General features: G+C 61.2%; 24 protein-coding genes and 1 tRNA gene. 8 read left to right on the top strand and 17 right to left on the bottom strand.

The features are described from left to right. Window positions 1-24 precede the first annotated feature (24 nt). Window positions 25-101 (bottom strand) — tRNA-Met (locus tag AMK02_RS17475). Window positions 102-237: 136 nt separating this feature from the next. Beyond that, entirely contained in the window at window positions 238-1,437 is a 1,200-nt protein-coding gene (mnmA, locus tag AMK02_RS17480; RefSeq protein WP_064804758.1) for a tRNA 2-thiouridine(34) synthase MnmA, read from the bottom strand. Between the two features lie 490 nt (window positions 1,438-1,927). Between mnmA and AMK02_RS17485 the strand changes: the two genes are divergently transcribed. Next, entirely contained in the window at window positions 1,928-2,194 is a 267-nt protein-coding gene (locus AMK02_RS17485) for a hypothetical protein (protein ID WP_064806313.1), read from the top strand. Between the two features lie 79 nt (window positions 2,195-2,273). Here AMK02_RS17485 and serA read toward each other — a convergent pair whose 3' ends face one another. The 14 genes from serA to ybgC all read right to left on the bottom strand — a co-directional run bounded on the left by serA (window position 2,274) and on the right by ybgC (window position 18,267). Beyond that, window positions 2,274-3,869 (bottom strand): phosphoglycerate dehydrogenase, encoded by a 1,596-nt coding sequence (gene serA / locus AMK02_RS17490; protein ID WP_064804760.1) that lies wholly within the window; start codon window positions 3,867-3,869, stop codon window positions 2,274-2,276. An 85-nt stretch (window positions 3,870-3,954) separates the two neighbouring features. Next, window positions 3,955-5,133: a phosphoserine transaminase gene (locus tag AMK02_RS17495; RefSeq protein WP_064804762.1), complete on the bottom strand. Its 1,179-nt coding sequence runs from the start codon at window positions 5,131-5,133 to the stop codon at window positions 3,955-3,957. Window positions 5,134-5,322: 189 nt separating this feature from the next. Beyond that, complete coding sequence (locus tag AMK02_RS17500; protein ID WP_064804764.1) at window positions 5,323-6,162, bottom strand: outer membrane protein; 840 nt, start codon at window positions 6,160-6,162, stop codon at window positions 5,323-5,325. A gap of 257 nt (window positions 6,163-6,419) precedes the next feature. Further along, a complete protein-coding gene (glmM, locus tag AMK02_RS17505) occupies window positions 6,420-7,772 on the bottom strand; it encodes a phosphoglucosamine mutase (RefSeq protein ID WP_011426682.1) in 1,353 nt (450 codons plus the stop codon). Window positions 7,773-8,013: 241 nt separating this feature from the next. After that, window positions 8,014-9,945, bottom strand: coding sequence for an ATP-dependent zinc metalloprotease FtsH (ftsH, locus tag AMK02_RS17510; RefSeq protein ID WP_064804766.1), 1,932 nt, complete (start codon window positions 9,943-9,945; stop codon window positions 8,014-8,016). Between the two features lie 97 nt (window positions 9,946-10,042). Continuing rightward, on the bottom strand, window positions 10,043-11,503 hold the full coding sequence (gene tilS, locus AMK02_RS17515; protein ID WP_064804775.1) for a tRNA lysidine(34) synthetase TilS: 1,461 nt from the start codon (window positions 11,501-11,503) through the stop codon (window positions 10,043-10,045). An 11-nt stretch (window positions 11,504-11,514) separates the two neighbouring features. Continuing rightward, window positions 11,515-12,504: a tol-pal system protein YbgF gene (gene ybgF / locus AMK02_RS17520; protein WP_064804777.1), complete on the bottom strand. Its 990-nt coding sequence runs from the start codon at window positions 12,502-12,504 to the stop codon at window positions 11,515-11,517. Between the two features lie 159 nt (window positions 12,505-12,663). Beyond that, the gene (gene pal / locus AMK02_RS17525; RefSeq protein WP_064804779.1) at window positions 12,664-13,200 is read right to left on the bottom strand and encodes a peptidoglycan-associated lipoprotein Pal; all 537 of its coding nucleotides are present in this window, start codon (window positions 13,198-13,200) and stop codon (window positions 12,664-12,666) included. A 152-nt stretch (window positions 13,201-13,352) separates the two neighbouring features. Beyond that, complete coding sequence (gene tolB, locus AMK02_RS17530; protein WP_064804781.1) at window positions 13,353-14,663, bottom strand: Tol-Pal system beta propeller repeat protein TolB; 1,311 nt, start codon at window positions 14,661-14,663, stop codon at window positions 13,353-13,355. 20 nt (window positions 14,664-14,683) lie between these two features. After that, window positions 14,684-15,097, bottom strand: coding sequence for a hypothetical protein (locus AMK02_RS17535; protein ID WP_064804783.1), 414 nt, complete (start codon window positions 15,095-15,097; stop codon window positions 14,684-14,686). Then, complete coding sequence (locus AMK02_RS17540; RefSeq protein WP_064804785.1) at window positions 15,098-16,237, bottom strand: hypothetical protein; 1,140 nt, start codon at window positions 16,235-16,237, stop codon at window positions 15,098-15,100. It abuts the gene before it with no gap. An 8-nt stretch (window positions 16,238-16,245) separates the two neighbouring features. Further along, the gene (gene tolR, locus AMK02_RS17545) at window positions 16,246-16,701 is read right to left on the bottom strand and encodes a protein TolR (protein WP_003566333.1); all 456 of its coding nucleotides are present in this window, start codon (window positions 16,699-16,701) and stop codon (window positions 16,246-16,248) included. 18 nt (window positions 16,702-16,719) lie between these two features. Continuing rightward, on the bottom strand, window positions 16,720-17,439 hold the full coding sequence (gene tolQ, locus AMK02_RS17550) for a protein TolQ (protein WP_004671617.1): 720 nt from the start codon (window positions 17,437-17,439) through the stop codon (window positions 16,720-16,722). Window positions 17,440-17,811: 372 nt separating this feature from the next. Beyond that, window positions 17,812-18,267, bottom strand: a complete 456-nt coding sequence (gene ybgC / locus AMK02_RS17555) for a tol-pal system-associated acyl-CoA thioesterase (RefSeq protein ID WP_004671619.1) — start codon at window positions 18,265-18,267, stop codon at window positions 17,812-17,814. Between the two features lie 163 nt (window positions 18,268-18,430). Here ybgC and AMK02_RS17560 point away from each other — a divergent pair, with 163 nt between their 5' ends. The 6 genes from AMK02_RS17560 (at window position 18,431) to AMK02_RS17585 (ending at window position 24,166) form a co-directional block, all read left to right on the top strand. Then, a complete protein-coding gene (locus tag AMK02_RS17560; protein ID WP_064804786.1) occupies window positions 18,431-19,651 on the top strand; it encodes an NAD-dependent epimerase/dehydratase family protein in 1,221 nt (406 codons plus the stop codon). A 267-nt stretch (window positions 19,652-19,918) separates the two neighbouring features. Continuing rightward, complete coding sequence (locus AMK02_RS17565) at window positions 19,919-20,743, top strand: glycosyltransferase (RefSeq protein WP_064806315.1); 825 nt, start codon at window positions 19,919-19,921, stop codon at window positions 20,741-20,743. Continuing rightward, window positions 20,740-21,660, top strand: a complete 921-nt coding sequence (locus AMK02_RS17570; protein WP_064804788.1) for an NAD-dependent epimerase/dehydratase family protein — start codon at window positions 20,740-20,742, stop codon at window positions 21,658-21,660. The genes AMK02_RS17565 and AMK02_RS17570 overlap by 4 nt, the downstream gene beginning before the upstream one ends. Before the next feature lie 131 nt (window positions 21,661-21,791). Next, window positions 21,792-22,379: a 5-formyltetrahydrofolate cyclo-ligase gene (locus AMK02_RS17575; RefSeq protein ID WP_064804790.1), complete on the top strand. Its 588-nt coding sequence runs from the start codon at window positions 21,792-21,794 to the stop codon at window positions 22,377-22,379. A gap of 3 nt (window positions 22,380-22,382) precedes the next feature. Further along, window positions 22,383-23,207 carry a TIGR00282 family metallophosphoesterase gene (locus AMK02_RS17580; protein WP_064804791.1) on the top strand — a complete coding sequence of 275 codons (825 nt, stop codon included), beginning with the start codon at window positions 22,383-22,385 and terminating at the stop codon, window positions 23,205-23,207. A gap of 110 nt (window positions 23,208-23,317) precedes the next feature. Then, window positions 23,318-24,166, top strand: coding sequence for an MBL fold metallo-hydrolase (locus tag AMK02_RS17585; protein ID WP_064804792.1), 849 nt, complete (start codon window positions 23,318-23,320; stop codon window positions 24,164-24,166). Between the two features lie 34 nt (window positions 24,167-24,200). Here AMK02_RS17585 and AMK02_RS17590 read toward each other — a convergent pair whose 3' ends face one another. Beyond that, window positions 24,201-24,704 carry a pyridoxamine 5'-phosphate oxidase family protein gene (locus AMK02_RS17590; protein WP_042118987.1) on the bottom strand — a complete coding sequence of 168 codons (504 nt, stop codon included), beginning with the start codon at window positions 24,702-24,704 and terminating at the stop codon, window positions 24,201-24,203. A gap of 141 nt (window positions 24,705-24,845) precedes the next feature. Here AMK02_RS17590 and AMK02_RS17595 point away from each other — a divergent pair, with 141 nt between their 5' ends. Continuing rightward, a complete protein-coding gene (locus AMK02_RS17595) occupies window positions 24,846-25,592 on the top strand; it encodes a YebC/PmpR family DNA-binding transcriptional regulator (RefSeq protein ID WP_064804793.1) in 747 nt (248 codons plus the stop codon). Window positions 25,593-25,655 lie beyond the last annotated feature (63 nt).

A 25,655-nucleotide genomic window follows, 5' to 3' on the forward strand; every position in this document is an offset into this window, starting at 1 on the left:
AGTAATTTTATGATAGAATTTGACTGGTAGCGGAGGAGGGATTTGAACCCCCGACACAAGGATTATGATTCCTCTGCTCTGACCTACTGAGCTACTCCGCCACTGGTCAAACGACACCTGCTCGCGAAGCGCTGCGGGCTCGTGGGATGAGCGGCTTATAAGGTGCGCTTCGGCTTTGTGTCAAGCGCATGATGGAGAAAAACGCTGAGCTTTGCCGCCCGTCGTTTCCGATTGGTTTCAGGCGGCGACGGGGTCGGCCAGCAGAGCCCTGAGCGAGGCTTCGGCCGAAGGTTCGCGTTCGGAGCGCTCGATGAAACCGCCGCCGAAGACGCGGGCGTCGTCGCCGGGCGCAGAATAAAGCGCGCAGGCTTGCCCCGGCGCGATGCCTGCCTCACCGACCGTCAGATCGACATAGGTGCCGGTCGCATCGACATGCAGTACGGCCGGCGCCGGTGCCCGCGTCGAACGGACCTTGGCGTAGCAGGCGAAACCTTCACCGACAGCGGCTTCTGCGAGCGGGACGTCGCCCAGCCAATTGACGTCGCGCAGATAGACGCGATGCGTTTCCAGCGCCTCCTTCGGCCCGACGATGACGCGGCGCGAGCGGGCGTCGAGATAGACGACGTAGAGCGGCTCGCCGGTGGCGATGCCGATGCCGCGGCGCTGGCCGATGGTGAAGTGCAGTATGCCTTCGTGCGTTCCCAACACGCGGCCGTCAAGATGGACGATCTCGCCGGCGAGCGCCGCATTCGGCTTCAGCTTGGTGATGATGTCGGAATATTTGCCCTGCGGCACGAAGCAGATATCCTGGCTATCGGCCTTCTTCGCGACGACAAGGCCCATCTCTTCGGCGAGCCGGCGAGTCTCGGCCTTTGGCAGGCCGCCTAAGGGAAAGCGGAGATAGTCGATCTGCTCCTGCGTCGTGGCAAACAGGAAATAGCTCTGGTCGCGGTCGGCGTCGGCCGGGCGGAAAAGGGCGCGGCGGCCGGCATGTTCAGACGAGGGGTTTGGCCGCGAGCGGATATAGTGACCAGTCGCCAGCGCATCAGCGCCAAGCTCCTTCGCCGTTGCCAGAAGGTCGGCGAACTTGACGGTCTGGTTGCAGGAGACGCAGGGGATCGGTGTTTCGCCCGCCACATAGCTTTCGGCGAAAGGATTGATCACCGTCTCGCGAAAGCGCTTCTCGTAATCGAGCACGTAATGCGGAATGCCGAGGGTTTCGCAGACGCGGCGGGCGTCGTCAATATCCTGGCCGGCGCAGCAGGAGCCGGCGCGGTGAACAGCGGCGCCATGATCGTAAAGCTGCAGCGTGATGCCGAGCACGTCGTAACCTTGCTGTTTGAGAAGGCCGGCCACGACGGAGGAATCGACGCCGCCCGACATGGCGACGACGACGCGGGTTTCTTCCGGCTTCTTGTCAAAATCCAGTGTGTTCAAAGGTGGTGCCAAATTCTGCGCGCTCATCATCCGCCCTTGCGCTGCAATTACGGCGGATTACTGTATCAGGCGGGATCGGCCGCCTTTCGATAAGCGATCGATATAGAAAGGATTGTATCGGGACGCAAGGGGCGGCTTTCGGGCGGCCGAGTCTCGCCAGTCAGAAAGGAAAGGCGCGGCCGAGGCCACGCCTTGAAAGCGGGGGTGCGGCTCAGGTGCCGATCAGCTTGTTGCAGGCGAATGCGATGCCTGGATTGGCGATGATGGCGGTCATCAGCGCCAGTCCGATTATCGAGAATGAATAGCGTTTCATATACATCCTCCTTCCAGCCATACGAATTATGCGGCTGCGGGCGCCGTTCTCAAAATAACGAATGCTTGACTGGCACAACTGGAAACCGTGAAAAAAATAATTTCGCCCTATGGAACTATTCTGTCGGTCATGCGTTGCGGGTGATCAATGTCGCAATCGAATGCTGCGGAGGGTTTCATGGCAAGGTTCGGCACGACGGCGGATTACACCAGGATCAGACACTGGATCGAGGCGCGCGGCGGCCACCCCGCCCGCATCAAGGACGCGAGCGACAGCGAAACTGTCCGCGTCGATTTTTCCTCGGAAACGCAGGAGGAGATATCCTGGGACGAATTCTTCCAGGGTCTCGACGGCAGCAGGCGCGCCTTCCTTCATCGCACCAAGGCTGAGGACGATAGAGCCCGCTTCGGCAACATCGTCCGCCGCAAGCGGTTGCCCCACTGAAATATACCCATTGCTGAGGCAGAAACCCGGCGCCGTTTCCGGCGCCGGGTTTCCCCTGTTTCCTTGGGAGGAAGGAAACTCAGTCGATGTTGAAGGTCAGCAGCTTTGCCTGGCGGATCGCCTGGTGCGCCGTCAGCTGCGTGAGCACGCCGTCATCCACCTCGCCGTCGACGTAGAGCAGCGCAATGGCGTCGCCACCCTGCTTATCTCGGCCGAGCTGGAAGTTGGCGATGTTGACTCCGGCAGTGCCGAGCGTCATGCCGATGAAGCCGATCATGCCGGGGACGTCGGTATTGGTGATGTAGATCATGTGCGAACCGACATCGGCATCGAGATTGATGCCCTTGATCTGGATGAAGCGCGGCTTGCCATCCGAAAACACCGTGCCGGCGACGGAGCGCGTCATGCTTTCGGTCGTGACCGTCAGCTTGATATAGCCGTCGAAGACGCCTGTTTTGTCGCGCTTGACCTCGGAAAGCACGATGCCCTTTTCCTTGATCATGATCGGCGCGGAAACCATGTTGACGTCGGCGACCTGCGGGCGGATCAAGCCCGCAAGAACCGCGCTCGTCAGTGCCCGCGTGTTCATGCTGGCGGTCACACCGTCATAGAGGATTTCGATTTCCTTGATCGGCTCTTCGGTGACCTGGCCGACAAAGGCGCCGAGAACGTCGGCAAGACGAATGAACGGCTTCAGGATCGGCGCCTCTTCCGCGGTGATCGACGGCATGTTGATGGCGTTGGAGACCGCGCCCTTGACGAGGTAATCCGACATCTGTTCGGCGACCTGCAGCGCGACGTTTTCCTGCGCCTCGGTCGTCGAAGCGCCGAGATGCGGCGTGCAGACGACGTTCGGCAGGCCAAAGAGCGGGCTTTCCTTGGCGGGCTCGACTTCGAAGACGTCGAAGGCAGCACCGGCGACATGGCCGGACTTGATGGCTTCGGCAAGCGCCGCTTCATCGACAAGGCCACCGCGGGCGCAGTTGATGATGCGCACGCCGGGCTTCGTCTTTGCCAGAGCTTCCTTATTGAGGATGCCGCGCGTCTTGTCGGTCATCGGTACGTGCAGCGTGATGAAATCGGCGCGGGCGAAAAGCTCGTCGAGCTCAACCTTGGTGACGCCCATCTCCTCGGCGCGCTCCTTGGAAAGGAACGGGTCATAGGCGACGACATGCATCTTCAGGCCGATGGCGCGGGAGCAGACGATCGAGCCGATATTGCCGGCGCCAATGACGCCGAGCGTCTTGCCGGTGATCTCGACGCCCATGAATTTCGACTTCTCCCATTTGCCGGCCTGCGTCGAGGCATCGGCAGCCGGAAGCTGGCGGGCGACGGCGAGCATCAGGGCGATTGCGTGTTCGGCGGTCGTGATCGAATTGCCGAAAGGCGTGTTCATGACGATGATGCCGCGGCGCGAGGCGGCCGGGATATCGACATTGTCGACGCCGATGCCGGCGCGGCCGACAACCTTGAGGTTCTTCGCCCCTTCGATGATCTTTTCCGTCACTTTAGTGGCGGAGCGGATGGCCAGACCATCATACTTGCCGATGACTTCGAGCAGACGGTCCTTGTCCTTGCCGAGCTGCGGTTCGAAATCGACTTCGACGCCGCGGTCGCGGAAGATCTGGACGGCGGTTTCCGACAATTCGTCGGATACGAGAACGCGAGGTGCCATTGAGGCCTCCTTCAAAAGTGTTCAGCGATGAATGAAAATGGAATGCTGGGCTCCGCCGGACGTGGCGGAGCCGGATGCGATCACGTTAAGCGGCCGCCTGAGCGAGCTGCGCCTTCTGCGTTTCGAAAGCCCAGGAAAGCCAAGGCATCAGCTTCTGCATGTCGGATGCCTCGATCGTGGCGCCGGCCCAGATTCGCAGGCCCGACGGCGCGTCGCGGTAATGGCCGATGTCATAGGCGACACCTTCCTTTTCCAGGAGGCCGACCAGGCCCTTGGCGAAATTCGCCTGGCCGTCGCCATCGAGAGCCGTGATGTCCTTGTCGACGATCTTCAGGCAGACGGAGGTGTTGGAGGCCGTTTCCGCCTTGACGGCGAGATTGGCGATCCAGTCGTTTGCCGCGACGAAATCGTGGATGACCTTGGCATTGGCATCGGCACGCGCGATCAGCGTCTGGAGACCGCCGAGCTCCTTGGCCCAGAGCAGCGCATCGATATAGTCCTCGACGCAGAGCATCGACGGCGTGTTGATCGTCTCGCCCTGGAAGATGCCTTCCGTCAGCTTGCCGCCCGAGGTCATGCGGAAGATCTTCGGCAGCGGCCACGCCGGCGCGTAGGTGGTAAGACGCTCGACGGCGCGCGGCGAGAGAATGATGACGCCGTGGGCACCCTCGCCGCCCAGCACCTTCTGCCAGGAGAAGGTGACGACATCAAGCTTGGCGAAATCGAGTTCCTGCGCAAAAGCGGCCGAGGTGGCGTCGCAGATCGTCAGACCCTTGCGGTCGGCAGGAATGAAATCGGCATTCGGCACGCGCACGCCCGAGGTCGTGCCGTTCCAGGTGAAGACGACGTCACGATCGAAATCGACGGCGGAAAGATCGGGAAGCTCGCCGTAACCCGCTTCGAGCTTGCGCACATCCTTGAGCTTCAACTGCTTGACCACATCGGTGACCCAGCCGGCGCCGAAGCTTTCCCAGGCGAGCATGTCGACACCGCGTTCGCCGAGCAGGGACCAGAGCGCCATTTCGACGGCGCCGGTGTCGGAAGCCGGCACGATGCCGATGCGGTAGTCCGCCGGCACTTCGAGAATTTCACGGGTAAGGTCGATGGCCTGCTTGAGCTTGGCCTTGCCGACCTTCGCGCGGTGCGAACGGCCGAGGGCCGCGTCGGAAAGGGCCTCGAGCGACCAACCGGGGCGCTTCGAGCAGGGGCCAGAAGAAAAATGAGTATTGTGCGGACGGATGTCCGGCTTTGCGGTCTTCGCCATGATGCTATCCTCTCAGATAGAAAGCCCTTCGTTGGGGAAGGGTGTCCCGCCGCCGTGTGTATGGATCGGAAGCGTCATAGTCAAGATCGAAGTGTCGCAAGCTGTAGATATTTTGACGCAGGCAAGGTGGCGAAAATGAAAAAGCCGCCAGGAACGAGGGCGGCTTTCTGACGCGATGGTTGACCGGCCCTACTTGTAGACCGGCTGCTGCAGCGGGATTTCCGGCGCCGGCTCGTAGGCGACCGGCTGGGCGCAGCCACCGAAGAGGTAGCGGGCGCCGACGCGGGCTTCATGTGCGCTGAGGCCCCTGTCGCGGCCCGGGCCGCCGTTTTCGGCATAGCCGAACATGTTGCCGCCGTCGATATGCAGGTAACGGTAGCCGACGTCGGCCTTGATGTTGCAGGTCACGTCGATCGAGGCGCCGGCCATAAGTGCATAGGTGAAGCGCCAGTTGCCCCTGCCGCCATGGGTGACCTCATCGTCGCAGAAGCTGCCGTCATCGGCGCAGGCGACGTTGCGCAGGTTTTTCCATTTGACGTAGGAACCGCCGATACCGGCGCCGACATACGGCGTCACATAGCCGTAGGTGCCGAGATCGACATAGGCGTTGGCCAGCAGCGTATAGGCGGTCAGCGAAGAGCGATCGCGCGAGGTGCAATCCACCAGCGGGAAGCCGCACTGCCCGGATGTCGAGCCCTTGAAATCCGCCTGGGTGAGATAGTCGAAGGTCAGATCGGTGCGCAGATAGCTGTTGATCTGGTAACCGACACCGCCGCCAACCGTCCATGCGTCATCGAGATCGGCGTCGTCGAAATCGACCTCCGTGGCATTGCTGCCCTGGAAATAACGCGCGCCGCGCAGGTCTGTGAAGGCATAACCGACATCGCCGCGCAGATACCAGCCGGTCGCTTCGCTGACGGTCACCTCCGGCGGCTGCTCCGGAATGGGCTCGGCAGGGGCGAGATCCGCAGAATAGGCATTTGTCGCTATCAAGAATGCGGCGAAGATGCCAGACAAGCTTCTTTTCATGGATTTCACTCCAAAATCCCGTTGCGTCGGCAGCTCAGTCGCTGCCAATCTGATACGCTTTGCATGGATAATGAATTGGAAACGTTAAAAGCTGCTTAACCACGCTTGTTTACTTTGATTTCAAGCATCTCAGTCGCATGAAACAGAAGATCGACCGCCTCGTGAAATGGTTTGAGGGGAGATAGACACCACCGATGTGCGCAGTAAAAAAAGCCGGCGCTCACGCACCGGCCTTTTGATTGTTTGTTCTCGCAGGGTCAGGCAGCGGTCCGGACATTCGAGATCGTGCCGATCAGCTCGTTGACGATGCGCTCGATCTGGGCGCGGTCGTCGCCCTCGGCCATGACGCGGATCAACGGCTCGGTGCCGGAAGGCCGGATGACGAGGCGGCCGTTTCTGGCGAGCTCGGCTTCGGCATCGGCGATCGCCTTCTGTACCTGAATATCCTCCAGCGGCTTGCCGCCGCTGATGCGGACATTGCGCAGGAGCTGCGGCACCGGCTCGAAGCGGCGGCAGACTTCGCTGACGGTGCGGCCGGTGCGCTTGACCGCGGCGAGGATCTGCAGCGCCGCGACCAGACCGTCGCCCGTCGTTCCGTAATCCGAAAGCACGATGTGTCCCGATTGCTCGCCGCCGACATTGTAATTGTGCTGGCGCATATGCTCGACAACATAGCGGTCGCCGACCTTTGTGCGGGCAAGCGCCATGCCGCGTTCGTCGAGGAAACGCTCGAGCCCGAGATTGGACATGACAGTGGCGACGATGCCGTTGCCGCGCAGCTGTTGGCTCTCGGCCCAGCTCTCGGCGATGACGGCCATCAGCTGGTCGCCGTCGACGATCGAACCGTTCTCGTCGATAATGATGACGCGGTCCGCGTCGCCGTCGAGCGCGATGCCGATATCGGCGCGAACCTCGTCGACTTTCTTCTGCAATGCGACGGGGCTGGTGGAACCGCAATTGAGATTGATATTGGTGCCGTTCGGTTCGTTGCCGATGGTAACGACATCGGCGCCGAGCTCCCAGAGCACGGCGGGCGCCACCTTGTAGGCAGCACCGTTGGCGCAATCGATCGCGACCCTCAGTCCCTGCAGCGTCACGTCGCGCGGCAGCGTACGCTTGGCATGTTCGATATAACGGTCATGCACGCCGTCGACGCGCTTGGCACGGCCGATATCGTCCGACTTGGCAAGCTGCGCGTTCAGGTCCTTTTCGAGCAGGTCCTCGATCTCGGCCTCGATGTCGTCCGACAGCTTGTAGCCGTCGGGACCGAAAAGCTTGATGCCGTTATCTTCATAAGGATTGTGCGAAGCGGAGATCATCACGCCGATATCGCAGCGCAGCGAACGCGTCAGCATGGCGACGGCAGGCGTCGGGATCGGGCCGAGAATGAAGGCGTCGAGACCCGCAGCCGTGAAGCCTGCCACCATGGCGTTCTCAAGCATATAGCCGGAAAGTCGGGTATCCTTGCCGATCACGACGCGATGACGGTGGTTGCCCCGGCGGAAGATCGTGCCGGCGGCGATGCCGACCCGCATGGCAAGATCCGGCGTCATCGGAAAGACGTTGGATTGACCGCGAATACCGTCCGTACCGAAATAGCGTCTTTTCATCTGCACTCCTGCGCTTTGGCGCGCCATTCAAGGCAGCGCATCGTTCCAAGCAAATCCGGCTTCAGTGGATTGTCGTCAGTCCAGGAGCGTGATTCATGCTTGCTTCTCTTCAGCGGAATGCCACAAATTGCGGCAATCGGCACGTAAATTAGCGAGAAAAATGATTATATCCCGTTACCAATGAAAAAGGCCGGATCTCCCATAGCGGAAATCCGGCCTGTTTTCGAGATCGTCTCGCAGCTCAATGCGGCTGCGGTTCGAGACCGGCTTCGGGCTCATCACCCTTGGTGGCAGGCCGCACGCCGGCCTTCGGAACGGCCGATCCACGACTCGGCGGCGAATCGTCGCCGAGATCGCGGGAGGGCTTCTCACCGCGGATCAGCGCCTTGATCTCATCACCGGTCAAGGTCTCGTATTCAAGCAGACCTTCGGCAAGGGCGACGAATTCGTCGTGCTTTTCCGTCAGGATCGTGCGGGCCTGGGTATAGGCTTCGTCGATCAGGCGTCGCACTTCATTGTCGATCTTCTGCGCGGTGGCTTCCGAAACATTCTTCGATTGCGAAACCGAGTGACCGAGGAAGACTTCCTGTTGGTTCTCGCCATAAGCGACCTGACCGAGCTGATCGGAAAAGCCCCATTGCGTGACCATGGCGCGGGCAAGCTTGGTGGCCTGCTCGATATCGGAAGACGCGCCCGAAGTGATGTTCTCCTTGCCGAAGGTGAGTTCTTCGGCGACACGGCCGCCCATCATGATGCAGAGGCGTGAAACCATCCACTTGTAGCTCATCGAGTAGCGGTCGCCCTCGGGAAGCTGCATGACCATGCCGAGCGCACGGCCGCGCGGAATGATCGTCGCCTTGTGCAGCGGATCGGCGACGGCGACGTTGAGCGCCGTGATGGCGTGGCCGGCCTCGTGATAAGCGGTGAGCTTCTTTTCCGCTTCGGTCATTGCCGAGGAACGGCGCTCGGCGCCCATCATGATCTTGTCCTTGGCGTCCTCGAACTCCTGCATGGTGACGACGCGCTTGTTGCGGCGGGCAGCCATGAGAGCGGCTTCGTTGACGAGGTTCATGAGGTCGGCGCCGGAGAAACCGGGCGTGCCGCGAGCGAGAACCTTGAGGTCGACATTCGGCGCCAGCGGAACGTTGCGGGCATGCACTTTGAGGATGCGCTCGCGGCCGACGATATCCGGGTTCGGCACCACGACCTGGCGGTCGAAACGGCCGGGACGCAGCAGTGCGGGATCGAGAACGTCAGGGCGGTTGGTGGCGGCGATCAGGATCACGCCTTCATTCGCCTCGAAGCCATCCATTTCAACGAGCAACTGGTTCAGCGTCTGCTCGCGTTCGTCATTGCCGCCGCCGAGACCGGCGCCGCGATGACGGCCGACGGCATCGATTTCGTCGATGAAGATGATGCAGGGCGCATTCTTCTTCGCCTGCTCGAACATGTCACGTACGCGGCTTGCGCCGACGCCGACGAACATTTCGACGAAGTCGGAACCGGAAATGGTGAAGAAGGGCACGTTGGCTTCGCCGGCGACCGAGCGGGCGAGCAGCGTCTTACCGGTGCCCGGAGGGCCAACCAGCAGCACACCGCGCGGGATCTTGCCGCCGAGACGCTGGAACTTCTGCGGATCACGCAGGAATTCGACGATTTCCTCGAGATCCTGCTTGGCCTCGTCGACGCCGGCGACGTCTTCAAAGGTCACGCGGCCATGCGCTTCCGTCAGCAGCTTGGCTTTGGACTTGCCGAAACCCATCGCGCCGCGGGAGCCGCCCTGCATCTGCCGCATGAAAAACAGCCAGACGCCGAGAATGAGAAGCATCGGCAACAGCGTGCCAAGATAGCTCAAAAAACCCGAAGAACCATCCGTTTCGGGACGGGCGGAAACCAGCACATTCTTCTGCTGCAGGCGATCGAGCAGGCTGTCGTCGATGACAGGCGAATAGGTCTGGAAGGTGGAGCCATTTTCGACATAGCTTCCGGAGACACGGTTGCCCGTGACCACGACTTCCTTCACACGGCCCGCATCAACCTCACGCAGAAACTGCGAATAAGGAATATCGCGGGAGCCCGTCTGCGCCGGCGCCGTCTGAAACATGCTGAAAAGGGCGATCAGCAGAAGCGCGATGATCGCCCACAATGCGAAATTACGTAAGTTAGGGTTCATTGAACTCCCCAGCACTGCAACAGCCGCCTCATGGCGACCGTCTTATTAGGTTCTAACATAGGGTTGCGCCGCGCTATTGCCAAGGCAATCCCCCAAGTCAGATGGTTTTTCCGTCAATACTTCTTAAAGGCAGCCCCGCATAGGGCGCCATCGCGAAAACCGCCGAAAGCCTATCGGCAAAGATGAAATCAAATCGTGTCAAAAAGCGGTCGAAGGGCGCGAAATAGGGCGTCAGTTCAACCATTGAAGCGGATTCCGGGGATAAATAGGCTCCATCTGAGGATAAGGCAGGCGCCGAGGCGATTGCGCGTTTCCATGCCGCCTTGGGAAGATGCTTGCCCCACCCTCCCTCATTCCTGTGCTCGTCACAGGAATCCAGTGCGCCCAAGTCCTTGGGCGCAGAAGACTCGTTACGCATCGATGAGCCATTCACCGCGCCGACGCGCGGTGGCTGGATTCCTGTGACGGGCACAGGAATGAGGGAGGAGCGCGTGGCCTGAGCTTCCACCCTCATGGTCGTTCCTAACCGGTTTTCAACACGGAACCTCCCATCCCAAACTCCAGCCTCCCCCGGCCGCAATACCAGCGGCATTATCCCCCGGTTCTCCCGTCCCAGATAAAGCCCGTCGCGCCTGAGATCGAACACTACCCTGCCGGCGGTCATCCGTCCCGGCCCGCTGCCGGAGGCGAATGCGAGAATACGGTCCATCTGCACCCTGCCCGGCACGAACGGCTGCCCGCCGAACACCGCCGTCAGACGGCCGAGCGTATAACCGAGGACCGCACGGTCCTGCCGCAACCCCTCGGGCATCACCTGCCCAAGCACGCCGCCGTGAAGCTGGAAATGACGATCCAGCCATTCGGCGGCGCGAGACGACAGAGTGAGCCGCTCTTCCCAGGCTGCGCGAATATCAGTCTCCGCCGCAGGATCGGCAGATAGCTGCCGGCGCATCCGCACACGCTCGTACTTGGTATCCTCATTGCTCGGATCGTCGATCCACCGCACGCCCCGCGCCCGCAGGAAAGCGCGGATTTCCGCCCGCGTGGCAAAAAGAAGCGGCCGCAGGACCCACAAGCGCCGGTCGAAGAGCACCGCGTCGGCGATACCGCTCGACAACTGCTCTGTTCGCATCCCGCGCATCAGCAGCGTTTCGCGCTGGTCGTCCACCGTATGACCGGTGGCAATGAGACTGGCGCCGAGCGCTTCCGCTGCCTCGGCCAGAAGGCTGTAACGGGCCTCGCGGGCAGCGGCCATGATGCCGGTTTTCGGCTTTTCGCCCTGCCATCTAGCAATCATATGGGGAATGCCGAGGGATGCACAGAAGGCTGCGACCTCTCGCGCCTCGTCTGCGGAGCCGGCGCGCAGCGCGTGGTCAACGGTCGCAGCACAAAGGGAAATTTCAAGATGGGGCGCGGCCTTCACGGCTTCATCGAGGAGGAGAAGCAGGCCGCTGGAATCGCTGCCGCCCGAGACCGCGACGAGAATACGCGCAGGACTTCGGAGCGATGCGAGAAACTGAAGGACAGCCTCTCGAGGCGATGCGGCTTCCGGAGACATTCCGGAAGACCTCAGCAGGCGAGGCGTTTCTGTTCGCTCGCAACCTTGCTTATCACGGCGCGTGACGCCTTCGGGTAACGCTTCGAGACTTCGCGCAGGGTCGCGCAGGCCGTCTCCTTATTGTCGAGGGCCGCAAGCGACATGCCAAGCTTCAGCAGCATTTCCGGCGCTTTTTCCGAGCCGCTGTACTTCTGATGTGCGTTGAGGAAAGTCTTGGCCGCCTCGTTGTATTTGCCCTGCGAATAGAGCGCTTCGCCGAGCCAGAAATTGGCGTCCGCCGCCCGCGCACTGCTCGGGTAACGGGCGATGTACTGGTTGAATTCCTGCTCGGCCGTGCCGTAATCGCCTGACAGCACATGGCCGTAGGCTGACTTGTACTGGTCCGACTCGCTCCCAAGCGAGGCCGTCTGCTGTGGCGTGCCGCTGTTGGCATTGGGAATCGGGCCGGAACCGATGGTGGCTTTTTCGTCGACGGTACCGCCGATCGCGTTGCCATTCTGGTCGAAGTCGATCGAGCCGAGCTGCTTCGGCGGCTGACCGAGGCCGGTATTATCAGGCACATCGGTGGAGGGAGCCGTTTCGGCCCCCTGCGGTGCTTGAATCACTCTGGCGACGTCGTCGCTGCCGGACGCGGCAGGAGCGGCATCTGTCTCGCTCTTCTTGACGGGAGCCTTGGCGCCACCGCCGCCGGCACCGGTTTTTTCGAGCTGCTGAAAGCGGAATTCATTGTCTTCCTGCTGCTTGCGGATCGTCTCCTGCATCTGCAGGAGTTGGTAGCTCATCTCCTCGATCCGACCGTTCAGCTGCCGCATCTGGTCTTCGAGCTGCTGCACGCGGATTTCCGCATCCCCGCTCTGCACCTTGACGACGGGAGGGGCCGGCTGCTGCTCCGCGGATCGGCCGCCGAGATGCAGCCCGAAGAACGAGGCCGAATAAGCCGCTCGTTCACTGCCGGTCATAGCCGCCAGGCACAGCATGCCTGCCACGACAAGTTTCTTCATATGTATCGTCCTGTCCCAGTGATTCTTCGCGCCTTGAGGCACGAACAGGAGATTTTTCCAATTGCTGTCAAAAAGCAACGGAGTCTGGCCAAAGTGTGGTCAAAAAGAAAAGGCGGCCCCTGATGGGACCGCCTCTATAAAACCAATTATAACTGGAAATTACATGCCGGCGCCGCCGAGCACGGTGACCGCGCGGCGGTTCTGCGACCAGCAGGAAATATCGTCGCAGACAGCGACCGGACGTTCCTTGCCGTAGGAAATCGTCTTCATGCGCTGCGCTGGAACGCCGCGGGAAGCGAGGTAGTCCTTGGTGGCAGCAGCGCGACGGGCGCCGAGTGCGAGGTTGTATTCGCGGGTGCCGCGTTCGTCGGCATGGCCTTCAACGGTGATCTGATAGTTCGGGTAACGACCGAGCCACTGTGCTTGACGGTCGAGCGTCTGAGCGGCATCGGCGCGGATTGACGTGGAGTCGGTGTCGAAGAAGATGCGGTCACCGACATTGACCGTGAAGTCCTGGGTCGAGCCCGGCGTCGCGGCGCCTGCGCCGAGACCCATGTCGCCGGCGCTGTTCGGCATGCCGCCGTTCTTCTTGTTGGCGCAACCCGCAAGCGCGAGACCGGCGACGAGCGCGATCATGACGGGGTTGCGGGCGAAATTCTGCATGCGGCTCAGTGCCGGGGTATGAATTCGGCTCATGGCCGGTCTCCTTGCGAGTTCATCAGGGTTTCCGGACAGTAACCGCACTCGGTTAACCGCCCCTCAAAGATTATGGTTAACAATTTACTGATTTGTCCCGTATCGCCCGGTTTCCACGACTTTGAGGCGACATGAAGGCATTGATGCACTCGCTACTCCAGCAGCGGCGACCAGGCCGGGTCGGAAGCATAGCTCGGCGTCTTCACAAGCTGCTCGTTATAACCGGTCAGATCAATCGAATAGAGTTGCGGGCCACCCGCGCCTGCCGCTTGGCGGAAGAACATAAGCACACGGCCGTTCGGCGCCCAGGTCGGGCCTTCATTGTGGAAGCCGGACGTCAGGATGCGCTCACCCGAGCCATCCGGCTTCATTACGCCGATCGAGAACTTGCCGCCGGACTGTTTGGTGAAGGCAATGAGATCGCCGCGTGGCGACCAGACCGGCGTCGAATAAGAGCCGTCGCCGAAGGAAATGCGGGTCTGGCCGGAGCCGTCGGCGTTCATCACATAGATCTGCGGCTTGCCGCCTCGGTCGCTTTCGAAGCTGACGCGCGCACCATCCGGCGAATAGGAGGGCGAGGTGTCGATCGCCGCCGTCGAAGTCAGCCGTGTCGTCGTGCGCGAGCGCAGGTCCATGGTGTAAATGTTGGAATTGCCTTCCTGCTGAAGGCTCATGATCACCTTCTGGCCATCCGGCGAGAAACGCGGCGAGAAGGTCATGCCGGGGAAGTTGCCGACGACTTCGCGCTGCCCCGTTTCGAGCTGCAGCAGATAGACGCGCGGCTGCTGGTTGGCGAAGGACATGTAGGTGACTTCCTGCCGGCTCGGCGAGAAGCGCGGCGTCAGCACGAGGTCGCTGCCGTCGGTCAGCGTCCGCACGTTGAAGCCGTCCTGGTCCATGATCGCCAGCTGCCGCTTACGCTGCTGCTTGGTACCGGATTCGGAGACGAAGACGACACGGGTGTCGAAATAGCCCTCTTCGCCAGTGATCTGCTTATAGATCGCATCGGCGATGATGTGGGCGACACGCCGCCAGTTCTCCGGCTGCGTATAGAATTGCTGGCCGGTCATCTGCTGGCCGGCGAACGGATCCCAGAGGCGGAATTCGGCGCGAAGGCGCCCGTCTGCCTCCTGCGTCACGCGGCCGGTGACCAGCGCCTGCGCATTGATCACCTTCCAATCTTCGAAACGCGGCGAAGCGTCCGGGTTGGAAATCTTCTCGATGAAAGCGCTCTTGTTGATCGGCGCAAACAGACCGGAACGCTGCAGATCGGCGGCGATGACCTGCGAGACCTGCGCGCCCATGTCGCCCTGCAGGAAGTCGGTCACTGCAATCGGCATCGGCTGGACGTTGCCCTTTCGGATGTCGAGCGTGACCAGCGCATTGGCCGGCGTCGCGAAGACGGCAGCGGTCATCAGACCGACTGCAACCAAAATAGCGCGGAAAAAGGAACACTTCATCATACCAAACAGCCTTTCAGCATCTATGGAGTCGCATCGCCGGATTCGAAGCGCAGGACGACTTCCCTCCAGGACTCGTATTTTTCTTTCGGAAGCATGGTGAACGGGGACGAACGCAACACCGCGCGAAGAGCCGCGGCCGACAGGCTTTTCCGAGTGGCTGCGCTACCGCCTGCAGCCGTCACCTCAGGCGAACCGACGATTTCGCCCGTGTCGTCAAGCCTTAGGTGGATCTCGATTACGACTTTGCCTGGTCCCCACAGCTCTGGAGGAGCATTGAAATGAGAGGCGACCGCCTGGTGCAACTCTGCGGCCGGTTTGTCGGAAATCGCTATTCCAGTCGATTGTGCTGACGCATCAAGCGCACAGGTCAGAATCGCACTGAGCATCACGACAGCCGTCACCGATTTCTTGCCATAGGACAGATCCATCAGCATCTAGATTCCCATGCTGCTAGGATCGAAGTTGAGATCGAACTCGTTCCAGGCGTCGTACTTGTCCTTCGGAAGCGTCGTGAAGGGCGCGGATTTCATAACAGCTCTATAGGCCCCGCTTTCCAACGCACGGCGTGTGGAATCGCTGCTGCTGCCGCCCGACGACTCAACTTCGGGCTGGCCGATAATGTTGCCGTCCCTGTCGAGCTTCATGTGCACCTTGATGACCATGCCGGAAAGGCCTTCCATCCCCGGAGTGATCAGCCAATTACCCTCGATCAGGCTGCGCATTGCATCTTCTTCGCTCTGACTGAGTTTCGAGCCGCCGTTACTCTTCTTAGCCCCCAGCGATGCTTCCTGCGTCGAGCGCTTGGCGCCGCCGGCGGAAGGATCGGTCTTGTTCAGCAGGGCCGAAATCTCGTCCGCATTGAAGTCGCTCTTCATCGAAGAAGCCGATTTCGCCACTTCCTGCTTCTTGTCAGCCTTCTTCTTGTCCGTCGGCGCTTCCGCAGCCTTCGGCTGATCTGGAGTCTTTTCCGGCGGCTTTTCGGCAGGCTTCTGCGGTTCCGGCGGCTTTACCTGCGGCTTGACGACCGGTGTCGGCACCTTGTCCGGCAATGCTTCCGCATCCGGCTTCGGCGGTTCCTCAGGCTTGGCTTGTTCTTCCGGCGGTTTTTCCTCAGGCTTCGGCGGTGTCACTTCGACCGGCTTCGGCGGCGGAATCGAAGCAACTTCCTTCGGCTGCTCGGCCTCGGTCTCTTCCTTGTTGACTTCCTTGACGTCGTTCGGCTTGGGATCGACCTGCGGCAGCGGCTTTTCGCTGGAATTGGCGGCGGCGGCCTCGCTGTTGCTGGGCTTGGCGTTCGGCACCGGCGGCGTCTTCAGGTCGACATTGTTGTCGCCGGCATTTTCGGCCGGCTGCGCGATCGGCGGCCGCGTCGTCGGCACCGGCGCGGAGGTCTCCTTCTTCGGAGCCTTCTTGTCGCCCTGCTGCAGCTGGGTAATGGATTCCACCGGCACGAGATCGACCGGCATCGCCTCGAAATCCTCCACCTTGAAGGATTCCGGAGCGCTGAGCGATACCATCGCCCAGGTCAGCACCAGGCAGTGCAGAACAGCAGATGTGACGACGCTGGTCTTCATCTTGAACGCTATTGGTCCTTCTTCTGCTGCGTCACCAGGCCGATATTCTTGAAGCCGGCGCCCTGGATGCGCGCCATGACGTCGGCGATGACGCCGTAGGGCGCTGTCGCGTCGCCGCGCACAAAGATACGTTCGTTATAGCCGGTAGTGGCGATCGCCTCGAGCTTGGCGGCGATCTCGGCCGCCGGGATCGGCGTTTCCTGCAGGAAAACCTCGCCGTCATTCTTGACGGAGATGGTGATCGGCTGCGTCTCGGAATTCAGCGCCTTGGCCTGCGTTTCCGGCAGGTCGATCGGCACGCCGACCGTCATCATCGGTGCAGCGACCATGAAGATGATCAAGAGCACCAGCATGACGTCGACGAGCGGCGTCACGTTGATTTCGGAAATGACGGCCTTGTTCCGACCGCCGCGACGGCGGCGTCCGCCGCCCCCGCCGCCATTGCCTCCAACAGCCATACCCATGTCAGTATACTCCGTTGGTTACTGAGCAGCAGCGCGCGGCTGCAGCTTCTCGTCGATCTGGCGCGAAAGTATGGCGGAGAACTCGTCCGCGAAGCCTTCCATGCGCGCCGAGAGCTTGCCGGCATCGGCGGAGAACTTGTTATAGGCGATAACCGCCGGGATAGCGGCGACAAGGCCGATCGCGGTGGCAAGCAGCGCTTCGGCGATACCGGGGGCGACGACCGCGAGATTGGTCGACTTCGAACCGGCAATCGCCTGGAACGAGGTCATGATGCCGACGACGGTACCGAACAGGCCGATGAACGGACCGGCCGAACCGATCGTTGCCAGCGACCCGAGACGGGCGCCGAGATATTCGGTTTCACGGGCGAGCGTCACGTCCATGGCGCGGTCGATACGCATCTGCAGGCCGATCGGCGAGCGGGCGCCGCGTTCGAAGGATTTCTTCCACTCGCGCATGGCGGCAACAAAGATCGACGCCAGGCCGGTGTTGTTGCGCTCCGACAGGGAACGATAGAGTTCTTCCAGCGACTGGCCCGACCAGAATACCTGTTCGAACTTGTCGAACTGGCGCCGTGCGCGGCCATAGGCCAGGTATTTGTCGATGACGATCGCCCAGGTCCACACAGAGGCTGCGATGAGCCCGAGCATGACGAGCTTGACGACGATGCCGGCCTGCATGAAAAGCGACCAGAGGCTGACGTCCGTCGTGGCTGCTGCCAATCCTACTTGTTCCATTGATCCAAAATCCCCGAATCCAAACGCCCGGTGCTGGACCGGGCGGCACAAAATGATCTCGCAAGAAGTGTCCGGCGACCGCCGCCCAAAGCCCTGGTCAAGCTTCCAAGCTCTTCTTCCGCCTTCTTGCCGTCAAATTTGGTCAAAGGAAGGCGTGCACCGCACAAACTCCGACTTTCCCAGTAAGACACTATTATGGTTAATAGATCGTTAGTGCCGGACTATGACAGCAAGCCTGTATTCGGGAGATTTTATTCCTGGATTACTTGACCGGAGCATTATCCGGCGGCCGAAGAGCGCTCATCCTGCGGCGCAGGAATTCCTTCACAGAAAGGTCAAGTTTTTACAAGCCGAATTTCAGCCGATTCGACGCTATAGCGGCGTGCTGCCTTCCAGGAATTTTGCCGCAAGCGTTTCCGGCAGCCGCCGCGGCCGTCCCTTGGCGTTGATGACGGCGATGATCACCTTGGCCGCGATCAGCAGCGTTTCGCCCGAGCGGATCTGCTGGTTGAGCACCATTTTGGCGCCACCGGCTTTTTCCGTGTGCGTCAGGATCGTCAGCACGTCATCCATGCGCGCCGGGCTCTTGAAGTCGATCTCCATGCGGTGGACGACGAAGACGAGGCCTTCCTCGTCGGCGCTGACGAGCTCGCGCTGTTCGACACCAAGGCAGCGCAGATAGTCGGTACGGCCGCGCTCGAGGAAATGCAGGTAGCGGGCGTGATAGACCAGGCCGGAGAAATCCGTGTCCTCATAATAGACCCGCTGGACGAGGCGATGTCCGGCCTCCGTCAGCTCTCCCGAAATGGAAAAAGGGCGTTCCGTCATAATTTTCTCCAAACTGCGGTGCCCTCTTTGGCGCAACGCTTCGCGACAGGCAAGCATTGAATGCCCGGCAGGCAAGCATTGAATGCGCCGCCGCCAGGCATTGAATGATTGTCATAATTCCTAACTATTCCCGATAATGAGCGACCGATCAGGAGACGATGCGATGAAGATTGCGGTTATGGGCGGAGACGGTTTCATTGGTTGGCCAACGTCGCTGCATCTCTCCGATGCCGGTCATGACATCCATATCCTCGACAATCTCTCGCGCCGCTGGATCGACACCGAACTTGGCGTTCAGTCGCTGACACCGATGGATTCGATCCAGGAGCGCACGCGCATCTGGCATGCCGAAACAGGACGCCGGATCCACTTCAATCTGATCGATCTCGCTAGGGATTACGAGCTTCTGAAGAAATGGCTTTCGGAACACCGGCCGGATGCCATCATCCATTTCGCCGAACAGCGCGCCGCGCCCTATTCGATGAAGAGCGACCGCCACAAGAACTACACAGTCAACAACAATGTCAGCGCCACGCACAACCTGCTGAACGCGCTGACGGAGCTGAACCTCGACGCCCATCTGATCCATCTCGGCACCATGGGCGTCTATGGCTATTCGACGGTCGGAGCTGCTATTCCCGAAGGTTATCTGCCGGTCGGCATCGAGACTGCGGACGGCGAAACGGTCAGCCAGGAGATACTCTACCCCTCCAATCCGGGCTCGATCTACCACATGACCAAGTGCCTGGATCAGTTGCTCTTCCAGTTCTACGCAAAGAATGACGGCCTGAGGATCACCGACCTGCATCAGGGCATCGTATGGGGCACGCATACCGAACAGACACGCCGCCACGCGCAGCTGATCAACCGTTTCGATTATGACGGCGATTACGGCACTGTGCTGAACCGTTTCCTCATTCAGGCAGCAATCGGTTATCCGCTGACTGTGCATGGCACCGGCGGCCAGACCCGCGCCTTCATCCACATCCAGGATTCAGTGCGCTGTATCGAGCTGGCGCTAAACAACCCGCCCGCCCGCGGCGCTCGCGTCGAGATCTTCAATCAAATGACGGAAACCTACCGGGTGCGCGACCTGGCCGAGATGATCGCCAGGATGAGCGGCGCCAAGATCGCCTGGCTGCCCAACCCGCGCAAGGAGGCCGCCGAAAACGAGCTGATCGTCCGGCACGAAAAGTTTCTCGACCTTGGCCTCGAACCGACCACGCTGGAAGCCGGCCTGCTGGGCGAGATCGTCGACGTGGCGAAGAAATTCGCCTATCGCGTCGACCGCTCCCGCGTGCCGGCCGTCTCAGCCTGGACCAAGGACATTGCCGCGATGATCAACCCCGATCCGGAAGGCAAGCGGCTGAAGTCGGTGTCATGAGTGCTGAGCGATGACGAAGGCTAGAAAGGCCGCGGCTTGCTCCCTCTCCTCACCAGCGGGGAGAAGGTGGCCCGGAGGGTCGGATGAGGGGGCCACACGGCACGCCCTTCATTGCCCTTCGCTCGCGCTCAGCGCATTCGCTCCTGTCGGCGCTCACCCCCTCATCCGCCTGCCGGCACCTTCTCCCCGCTGGGGAAAAGAGGCATGCAGCAACGCCTTGCCGTCTCTCCTCCGCCGGAGCAAGACATATCGAGGCAGTCGAACCCGATGAACCGCTCGCCCGCCTTCGCCTACGTCACCCTCATCACCAACGCTGACTACGCGATGGGCGCCACCGCCCTCGCCCGGTCTCTGCGCCGCACCGGCACCAGCGCCGACGTCGTCGTCCTCCACACCGGCGGCGTCGACGCAGCCGCTCTCGCCCCGCTCAAGACCCTCGACTGCCGCCTGATCCAGGTCGAGCACCTGCCGCTCTCCGATGCCTTCAACGAGCGCCACGCCCGCGGCCATCTCCATTCCGCCGCCCCATTCACCAAAGGCCGCAAGCCGGAGTTCCATTCGCCGCTCGACAATTTCTGCAAGCTCAGGCTCTGGCAGCTCGTCGAATACGAGCGCTGCGTCTTCATCGATGCCGACGCCCTCGTGCTGAAGAACATCGACAAGCTCTTCCTCTATCCGGAGTTTTCCGCCGCTCCCAACGTCTACGAAAGCCTCGCCGATTTTCACCGGATGAACTCCGGCGTCTTCGTCGCCAAGCCCTCGCATGACACATTCCGAAAAATGCTCGAACGCCTCGACGGGCCGGATGCCTTCTGGCGACGCACAGACCAGACCTTTCTCGAAGCGTTCTTCCCGGAATGGCACGGCCTACCAGTCTATTTCAACATGCTGCAATATGTATGGTTCACCATGCCGGAGCTTTGGGACTGGAAGAGCATTTCGATCGTGCACTACCAATATGAAAAACCGTGGGAAAAGGATCATCCTAAGGCAAAACAGCTACAACCCTTGATCGATCTATGGCACCGTTTACACGAGAGCGGCGATATGCCCGAGATCACGGCGCTGAAAAATCCGGAAGGGACGGCATGAAAGTATTGGTATCCGGGGGAACGGGTCTCGTCGGCCGGTACGTCGTCGAGGAGCTGCTCGCCGCCGGCTATCAGGTGATTGTCGGTGGGCGCCGAGCGCCGCTACCCCGCTTCTTCTCACGCCCGGTCGAGTTCGCAGCACTCTCCCTCGATCCCGAAAAGGATCCGATCGACGTCTTCGACGACGCCTATTTCTTCGTCCACGCCGCCTTCAGCCATGTTTCCGGCAAATATCGCGGCGGCGAGGGCGACGATCCCAAGAGCTTCCACAGATTGAACCTCGACGGCACGGTCCGGCTTTTCGAAGCGGCCAAACGCGCCGGCACGCGCCGTTGCGTCTTCCTGTCCAGCCGCGCTGCCTATGGCGACCACCCGCCGGGAACCGAGCTTGTCGAAACGATGCCGCCGAAGCCGGAGACGCTCTACGGCCAGATCAAACTCGACGCGGAAGGTGCGCTTACCCATCTCTCGGCGCCGGGTTTTGCCGGCGTAAGCCTGAGGGCGACCGGTGTCTATGGCGATCTCACGCCGGGCAAATGGGATGATCTCATCGCCGACTATCTCGCCGGCCGGCCTGTCGCTGCTCGCGCCGGGACGGAGGTTCATGGCCGCGACCTCGGCCGCGCGGTGCGGCTGATGCTGGAGACGGAAAGCACCCGCGTTTCCGGCGAGGTCTTCAACATATCGGACATAACAGTCGATACGCAGGGCATTCTCGCGCCTATTCGCCGTGAAACGAGCTGTCCTCACGCCTTGCCGCCCACCGCCGACAAGGCTGCCCTCAATCCGATGAACACGGCCAAAATCCGTGCGCTCGGCTGGCTGCCAGGTGGAGCTCCTCTGTTCGAGGAAACGATGCGGCGGCTGGCCGCCGCGCTGCCGGTGTCGCCGCGACACGAATCCGCGCAGGATCGATAGGCATCCTCGTCCGACGATCGGCAACCGTAGACCGATACGACGTGAAACGGGCGCAGCCCTGTCGCAGCCGGCATTTGCATCGGGTCTCCGGCCGGTTATGCTCGGCCGAACCTCTCAATCCGGCAGATCGAATGACCGCAAAAGAACTGAAAGCGCAGTTACGCAACGAACGGCTGTCCGCCCGCGACGCCATTGCTCCTGAAGAGCGCACCTCCAAAAGCCTCGCAATGGCCGATCACGCCGGCGAGGCGGTCGCCTTCGAGCCAGGCACCATCATCTCCGGCTTCCTGCCGATCCGGTCGGAGGCCGATCTCAGGCCGCTGATGGCGCGCTTTGCAGCACGCGGCGCGCGGCTCTGCGTTCCGGCGATCCTCGACAAGCAGACCATCGTCTTTCGTGAGCTGGCGGAAGACGCACCGCTTATCGCGACCGGTTTCGGTACTGTCGGTCCCGCCGAGCACGCCGTTATCCTCGACCCCGAGATCATGCTGGTGCCGCTTTCGGCCTTCGATGTCAGAGGCCATCGCATCGGCTACGGCGCCGGCTACTACGACCGCGCCATCAGCCGACTCAGAGAGAAAGGCCTGCATCCCAAGCTGATCGGCATTGCATTCGACTGCCAGGAAGTGGCACATGTGCCCGACGAGCCGCATGACATAAGCCTGGATGCCATCCTGACAGAAAGCGGCCTGCGCTTTTTTGCCTCTTGGATTGGATAGGGAATGCGGCTGCTTTTTTTGGGTGACATGGTGGGCAAGACGGGACGCACGGCGGTCTGGGACCGCCTCCCCGGCCTGATCTCCGACCTCCGGCTCGATTTCGTCGTCGTCAATGGCGAGAATGCCGCCGGCGGTTTCGGCATCACCGAGGACATCTTTCTGGAAACGATCAATGCCGGCGCCGATGTGGTGACCACCGGCAATCACGTCTGGGACCAGAAGGAAGCGGTCGCCTTTGCGGGGCGCCACGATCAGTTTCTGCGGCCGGCCAACTATCCCCAAGGCACGCCCGGCCGCGGCTCCGGCCTCTTCTATGCCCGGAACGGCGCGCGCGTGCTCGTCGCCAACGTCATGGGCCGCGTTTTCATGCATCCGGAGCTCGACGATCCCTTCAAATCGGCCGAAGCGATCCTCGACGCCTGCCCGCTGAAAGAGCAGGCCGATGCGATCATCTTCGATTTCCACGCGGAAGCGACCAGCGAGAAGCAATGCTTCGGCCATTTCGTCGACGGCCGCGCCAGCTTCGTCGTCGGCACCCATACCCATGTGCCGACTGCCGATGCCCAGATCCTGAACGGCGGCACGGCCTATATGTCGGATGCCGGCATGTGCGGCGATTACGATTCCTCGCTCGGCATGGACAAGGAGGAGCCGCTCAACCGCTTCATCTCCAAGATGCCGAAGGGCCGCATGGAAGCGGCGAGCGGCCCGGCGACGATCTGCGGCGTCGGCGTCGAGATTTCCGACGCGACGGGACTGGCCGAAAAGATCGCGCCGCTCCGGCTCGGGCCGCGCCTGGCTGAGACCGTGCCGGAGTTCTGGCGGTAAGGCCTGCCTCGACACAGACCCCACACACGATTGTGAGCATCCCCGGTCTGGACCGCTGCGTCCTCTTGCCGCATTCTCCCGCCTTCTCGTGAAAGCGCCGGAGGGGTGGCATGAAGCCGCAACGTCTTGTTCTCGCGATCGCATGCCTTGCCGCCTTTACCGTGTCGGGCCCTGCAGCAAGGGCGCAGCAACAGCGAGCGCCCGTCAGCCAGTGTCAGGCGATCGCGCAGACCCTCCCCAAGGCGACCTTTGCCAGCTATTCCGGCGCCCAGCCGGTCGCGCCTGCCGTCTCCGAGGGCGAGGACGTCAAATTCACCTTCCTCGGCCACTCCACTTTCGAGATCGAAACACCTGCCGGCATCATCATCGCGACCGACTATAACGGCTGGTACCGGCCGGCAGCGCTTCCAGACGTCGTAACGATGAACAAGGCTCATACAACCCATTTCACCTTGACGCCTGAACCGGGCATTAAGCATGTGCTGCATGGCTGGAGCGATGTTCCCGGCGAGGCCGCGAAGATCGATCTTGTGGTCGGCGACGCCCATATCCGCAACATCGCCACGGATATCCGCTTCAGCAATGGCCTCGGCGGCTCGCAGCAGAATGGAAACTCGATTTTCGTCTTCGAAATTGCCGGCCTTTGCATCGGCCATCTCGGCCATCTGCATTACGAGTTGACGGATACCCATTATACCGAGATCGGCCGCCTCGACGTCGTCATGGTGCCGGTCGACGGCGGCCTGACCATGGGCGCCGACAGCATGAGCCGTGTCATCAAGCGGCTGCGCTCGTCACTGATCCTGCCGATGCACCGCCGCGGCCCGCCGGTCAGTGCTTTCGTCGCTATGTTCGGCAAGGACTTCGATGTCGCTTATGCGCCCGATGACAGCATCACCGTCTCCATGCGCACGCTGCCGAAGAAGCCGCTGATCTACGTCATGAAAGGCGTGCAGTAAGAAGTTCCGGCGGGTTCCTTCAAGCCTTGCGCAGTCAGGCAAACTGCAGGTGGCGTTTGACGCCGACGTCGGGCATTTTGTCGTCGTCGAGATTGGCCTTGGCGATCTCCCAGCCGAATTTCAGCGTGCTGCCTGTCGAAACCCAGATCTCGGCGTCATCGACATGCAGCGAAAGCATGGTGAGTTTCGGGTCTTTCTTGCCGCCGTCATACCAGGCCGCAACCATCGAACTCCAATATTCCTCGATCTTGGAAGGGTCGTTACGCACCTCGATCACGCCGGACAGGCAGGCGTGATAGTCGTGATCCTTGCCGATCACGCAGAAATGCGCGCGGCTGCCGGGCTTGATGGCGCGAACGATGTCGGCGTCGGTCTTGGTGTAAAACCAGATCGTGTTGGTGGTCGGGTCGGCATGCGGCGCCATCGGCTGCATGTGCATATCAAGCCCGGAAATACCGAGCATGCCGGCATGAACACCGTTGACCTGATCCCAAAGCTGACGTGCTGGTTGCTCCCGCGCCTCGCTGAGACTTGCCATGACCGTTCCTTTCCATTGAATGGAGTTCGGTTGAAACGTCATCCCCTCGCCTTTGTTCCGAACTGCTTTTCCCTTGAACAGGTGCGGTTTCGCTCTTATAAGGCGCCCCATTCCGAACAATGAGACGTGAACAGGGGTGCCATGGCTGGCCATTCACAGTTTAAAAACATCATGCATCGCAAAGGCCGTCAGGATGCCGTGCGGTCGAAAATGTTCTCCAAGCTTGCGCGCGAAATCACCGTTGCCGCCAAGGCCGGCCTGCCCGACCCGACGATGAATGCCCGTCTTCGCCTGGCGATCCAGAACGCCAAGGCCCAGTCCATGCCGAAGGACAATATCGACCGCGCCATCAAGAAGGCAGCCGGCGCCGATGGCGAAAACTACGACGAAGTCCGCTACGAGGGCTATGGTCCGGGCGGCACGGCGATCATCGTCGAGGCCCTGACCGATAACCGCAACCGCACCGCCTCCAACGTCCGCTCGATCTTCACCAAGGCCGGCGGCGCTCTCGGCGAGACCGGCTCCGTGTCCTTCTCCTTCGACCATGTCGGCGAAATCACCTACAAGCTTTCCGCAGGCGACGCCGACAAGGTCATGGAGGCCGCGATCGAAGCCGGCGCCGACGACGTAGAGACCGACGAAGAGGGCCACTACATCACCTGCGCCTTCGAAGCCCTCGGCGAAGTCTCGAAAGCACTGGAATCCGGGCTCGGCGAAGCCGAAACCGTCAAGGCCGTCTGGCGTGCCCAGAACAATGTGCCGGTGGACGAAGAAAAAGCCCAGTCGCTGATGAAGCTCATCGACAGCCTGGAAGATGATGACGACGTGCAGAACGTCTATTCTAACTTCGAGGTCTCGGAAGAAGTGCTGGCCAAGCTCTCGGCCTGACTTCAAAATGATGTTTCATGAAAAACCCGGCCGCGACGCCGGGTTTTTTGTGCCGAGCCGCGC

Origin of the sequence: Rhizobium sp. N731, assembly GCF_001664145.1 — a bacterium.
Lineage (GTDB): Bacteria > Pseudomonadota > Alphaproteobacteria > Rhizobiales > Rhizobiaceae > Rhizobium > Rhizobium esperanzae.